The sequence below is a fragment of the Cyanobium sp. LEGE 06143 genome (genome assembly GCF_015207535.1).
Lineage (GTDB): Bacteria > Cyanobacteriota > Cyanobacteriia > PCC-6307 > Cyanobiaceae > NIES-981.
Genome location: NZ_JADEWP010000193.1, coordinates 1 through 4386 on the forward strand (window position 1 = coordinate 1; position 4386 = coordinate 4386).

Below are 4386 nucleotides of genomic sequence, written 5' to 3' on the forward strand. Positions count from 1 at the left end.
CCCTCGCTCCGGGGCGATCATCTGTCTGGGACCGCCGTCTCCGACGGCCTCGAGCGGCGCACTTGTGGCGGGACGGGTGTCATGGCCAACCGTTGTCCCTGGGCCTTGCTCCCGGCCGGGGTTTACCGAGCCAGCACCTCTCGATGCTGCTGGTGCGCTCTTACCGCACCTTTGCACCCTTGCCTGTGCACGGGGACAAGCCCCGGCCATCGGCGGTGTTTTTCTGTGGCACTCTCCTCGCGGTCACCCGCACTGGGCGTTACCCAGCAAGCCTGGCCATTGGGGAGCCCGGACTTTCCTCAACCGGGCGGACCGGCGGCCCGAAGACCGCTGCCCCCCGATCGCGATCACCTCGCCTGCTTTCGCTCCCCATGATGCCTTTCGGTCCGGCGGCCAGGGCTGCGGACCCGGTGGGGTGCCGGTCGCATAATGGCGTCGCAGGGGGCTGTAGCTCAGCCGGATAGAGCGACGGTTTCCTAAACCGTAGGTCGTGGGTTCGAGTCCCGCCAGCCCCGTATGGCCCACGCGGTGAAGCTTCGCGCACCGCCCTTGGGAGTGGCCTCAGCGGCGCTTGAGGCTGCCCACCCACTCGCGCAGCTGCTCGGCCGCCACCTCGCGACCACCGAGGCCGAAGGCCACGGCGGCAGCCACGGCCAGCGACCCGAGCACCAGGCCGAAGGCCAGGCCCACGATGTTTGGAGCAACGCCGATCTGCTGCAGAGCCATGGCGCCGCTGAAGCCGATGATCGCCACCCGGGAGATCTGGCCCAGCAGAGGGGCCTGGTGCCCGCTGGAGCCTGTCACCAGGTGGTGGGCCAACTGGGCCAGGTAGAGGCCCACGGCGAACACCACCAGGCCCGAGAGAATCTGGCCGAACAGCAGCAGCAGACCCTCCACAACCACGGCCAGGCCTGGCAGGTTGAGCACATCGGTGGCGGCCACGGCCGCGAACAGCACCACGCCCACCTGGGCCACCACTCCCAGCAGCTCCGAGGGACGCCGGCCGATGGGGTTGTCGCCGTCGCGGTTGAGCCCCTCCAGCCCCATCCAGGTGTAGAGGCGGTCGAAACCCACCCCCGCCAGCAGCCGACTCACCAGCTGGCCGATGAAGCGGCCCGCCACCACGCCCAGGGCCAGCACCAGTGCAGCGGTGAAGATCAGGGGCAGGGCCGAGAGGATGCTGTTCAGCATCGCCGTGGCCGGCATGGAGATCGCCGGGATGGCCAGGGCGTCGAGGGCGGCGGTGGCGGTGGGAATCAGGATCAGCACATACACCACGGTGCCCACCAGCCAGGAGAGCTTGCGGCCTCCCTGCTTGGGATCAAGGCCGAAGCCGGCACCCACCTGGTCGATGCCGCTGGAGGCGAGCAGGTTGGCCACCAGCAGGCGCACCGTGCGGGCCAGGAACCAGCCCACGGCCGCAATCGCGGCGGCCTTGGCGATCTGGGGCAGGGCACCCAGGAAGCTGTCGAACAGGTTCACCACGGGGGTGACCTGGGAGCCCAGGTTGAGGGCGTTGAGGATCAGCGGCAGGAAGAACAGCAGCACCAGCCAGTACACGACCTCGGCCAGGGTGTTACCCACCTGGCCGACCAGGGCAACCGGCTGAGCGGCCTCGGCAGCCGTGGTGTCGGGGGCGGCATCAGCAGCGGCCTCCGGGGCTGCAGCGGCGGCGGCCAGAGGCCCACTCTGCGGCTCGGGGGAGGGGCTGAGGCCCTTGGTCACGCGCCGCAGGGCAGCGCGTGCCAGGGAGGCCAGCAGCCAGCCCACCGCCGCCAGCACGGCGGCCGCGCCCAGCTGGGGCAGGAAGGCAAAGATCTGATTGAGGAACTGGTTGAGCGGCTCCGAAACGGTGGTGAGCTGCAGCACGTTCAGGGCCGCCACGATCGACAGCACCATCACCACCCAGAACACCACCCCGGAGAGCAGTCGGTCGAGCTGGGGCATCGAGCTGGAGCTGCCAGCGCCCACGGCACCGCTGATGCGACGGTCCAGCCCCGTGCGGCGCAGCAATCGCCGCACGCCGCGGGCCAGCAGGGCGGCCACCACGTAGCCCAGCACCAGGATGCCGAGGGCACCGAGGAGGTTGCCCACCAGGCCCAGCATCTGCGGCCCCACCAGAGCCTTGATCGGATCGGTCATCGGCACTCTGAGGAAGGGGGTCGGGGCTTTCCACTTCAACCCTGTGCAGAGCGTCCCCAGATGTCAAGCAACGGCCACGAATGGGATTTGTCGTAGCTGACGCTACCTATGGTGGCCTGTTGATTTCCACCACTGCGGCTAGCGTGGGGACAACGTCGGGACCCCCATGACGCAACTGCATGATCTGCGCCTGCGCCTGTTGGTGCAGCAGGAAAGTGAGCGCATCGCCGACGGGCATCTCGACGAACTGGATCTCTCGGTGATGCAGGCCCGCTGCCTCTGCTGGCTGGCGCTGCTGGCCCAGGCCCACGAGGAGCAGGCCGGGGACGCCGAGCAACGCGGCGATACCGAGCAGGCCATGGGCTGGTTTGCCGATTCGATGCGGCTGAGGGATGTGATTCAGGTGGTGAGCACCATTGAGATCCCGATCCCCTCAGCCTGCGACGACAGCGAGGACGACAGTGACGACGACGCTGGAGCCGGCGACTGCAGCCAGGGAGACGGCCTGGCCGCCTGAACCCTCCAAGCGACTGACCCTGGCTCTCGGTGCCATGATGGGCGTTGACTTCCCTGGGGAGCGCGGTGCCCGAAGAGCCCTGCCAGTGCCCTGATTGCCAGCGGTTCTATCGGGAACATGACCGATTGATCCGCGAAAACCCCACCCTGCGCCAGCAGCAGGAGCTGAACTGGGCGGCCCTGCAGTCCTTCCGGACGCTGGCGGGCCGGGTGATGGATGAATTGCAGAAACAGGCCGATGCCGCTGAGGAGGCGGCCCCGGCTGCCGCCACCCCTCCCCCCTCAGACAGCGGCGGGGCTGCGGTGGCGCCTGAGCAGGCCCCGGAGCCGGATGCCTTCCAGCAGGCCCTGGCGGACCTGGAGAACATCAACGCCCACCTGTTCTCGATCGAGGCGCTGATGGAGCGCATCTTCGATGTGCGCATGCCGGATGAGGTGGAGCAGAAGTTCCGTGAGGTGGCCGGTGAGCTGGCCCCCGATCCCCTTAACGCCGATCGGCTGCGCCTCAACCGCCTACTGCACCAGACCCCGGATCTGCCCGACCGGGGCTGAGATCGAGCTTCCTGCCCCTACGCATATCCAAAAGTGTTGTAATCAACAAGAAAACGAGATTCCAGCGCGATTCTGGCCTTGTTGCTCACGGTGTCTGGCTTCAGCATGATCTTGTTGCTCCTATTGGCATGGGGTATGGGTGTAGAGGCACCCGTGAAGGCCTCGAGGAAGGCCTTGGCTCTCTCACCAGCCAACTCCTCCGTACGCAGCACAGTGAGTTTGTCGACGAGCTTCTCGTTGATGCTGAGCTGGGAGTATTGGCTGCAAAATGCTCGTGCTCTGTCGAGGTTGGGATTATGCACAAATGCGTCGAAGTTGCCCTCTGATTCCAGGTAGGCAATCGAAGAAGGCCAGCTCAGCTGGCGATGATCAGCACTGAGGCTGGCACGTCGCTGCCTGAGCTCTGATGGGGTGAGCTTGGTGATCAAGCCGATGTGTTCGATAATGCCAGCCATGAAGTTGAACAGTGAGACGGCACGATGGAGAGGATGGCGTACCACGCCCAGCACCTGATAGGTACGCAGGTTTGTGCTCGCCCGTAAGGCGTAGATATCTGAGATTGAGCTGTGCTTCGTGATTCCAAAGCGCTGGGAGAAATGGCGGTTGGCCTGTTCGCCGAAAGTGGTGGAACCCAGCAAAATATCTTGCCATTGGAGAGTGGGCTCAAGTGCCATTTCAATGCTTGACCCTCCAGTCTTATGGATATGAACAAATATATAGCGATTGGAATGGCAGATAATCATGGCTGTTGAGGCTCAAGCGTGTATCGATGCAGGCTGGCGAGAGGTTGGCAAAGCTCGCAGGGCTCTGAAATACGGGATTCGCTAAGGCCCCTTGGACTGGGACACTTAGCATCCACTGAGAGTTGGATGAAACCTGCTAACATGTGCAGCTCTCAAGCCAGTGTTGCTGCAGCGGCGGCGGTGTGGTCGCAGAAATCTTCGTAAAGCATTTCGAGGATACGATCACCTTAGCAATGCTAAGGAGCCTCTGGGCAACGAGCCCTGAAAGTGGGTCCAAGGTTGGAATTTGCTCGGAATGAACAACGTTTGGCGAATCTGAGGTTGGCTTGGCTGATTTCACCCTTTCGGGTGCCAAAATCTGCCCATGTTGGCCGATTCTTTCCCTCGACAGGCACACTGATCTCCTGATCACGTACTGCATAGCAACCTGCGA

At 64.4% G+C, this 4386-nt stretch carries 4 protein-coding genes, 1 tRNA gene and 1 other RNA gene; 3 read left to right on the forward strand and 3 right to left on the reverse strand.

The annotated features are described in order from the left end of the window. Positions 1–12: 12 nt before the first annotated feature. An RNA gene (gene rnpB / locus IQ216_RS11850) (RNase P RNA component class A) lies at positions 13–352 on the reverse strand. Positions 353–441: 89 nt separating this feature from the next. Here rnpB and IQ216_RS11855 point away from each other — a divergent pair. Further along, positions 442–515, forward strand: a tRNA-Arg gene (locus IQ216_RS11855). Positions 516–561: 46 nt separating this feature from the next. Here the strand turns inward: IQ216_RS11855 and IQ216_RS11860 are convergent. Beyond that, a complete protein-coding gene (locus IQ216_RS11860) occupies positions 562–2142 on the reverse strand; it encodes a mechanosensitive ion channel (protein WP_193815617.1) in 1581 nt (526 codons plus the stop codon). A gap of 166 nt (positions 2143–2308) precedes the next feature. On the opposite strand from IQ216_RS11860, the gene IQ216_RS11865 reads away from it, so the two are divergent. After that, entirely contained in the window at positions 2309–2659 is a 351-nt protein-coding gene (locus tag IQ216_RS11865) for a hypothetical protein (RefSeq protein WP_186698257.1), read from the forward strand. A gap of 65 nt (positions 2660–2724) precedes the next feature. Next, positions 2725–3210 carry a hypothetical protein gene (locus IQ216_RS11870; RefSeq protein ID WP_186698255.1) on the forward strand — a complete coding sequence of 162 codons (486 nt, stop codon included), beginning with the start codon at positions 2725–2727 and terminating at the stop codon, positions 3208–3210. A gap of 17 nt (positions 3211–3227) precedes the next feature. Here the strand turns inward: IQ216_RS11870 and IQ216_RS11875 are convergent, their stop codons facing one another. After that, entirely contained in the window at positions 3228–3953 is a 726-nt protein-coding gene (locus IQ216_RS11875; protein ID WP_228007449.1) for a sulfotransferase family 2 domain-containing protein, read from the reverse strand. Positions 3954–4386: the final 433 nt, after the last annotated feature.

Excerpts from the sequence above, each read along its gene's own strand:
- IQ216_RS11860 (WP_193815617.1), bottom strand. The coding sequence starts at position 2,142 with ATGACCGATCCGATCAAGGCTCTGGTGGGGCCGCAGATGCTGGGCCTG.
- IQ216_RS11865 (WP_186698257.1), top strand. The coding sequence starts at position 2,309 with ATGACGCAACTGCATGATCTGCGCCTGCGCCTGTTGGTGCAGCAGGAA.
- IQ216_RS11875 (WP_228007449.1), bottom strand. The coding sequence starts at position 3,953 with ATGATTATCTGCCATTCCAATCGCTATATATTTGTTCATATCCATAAG.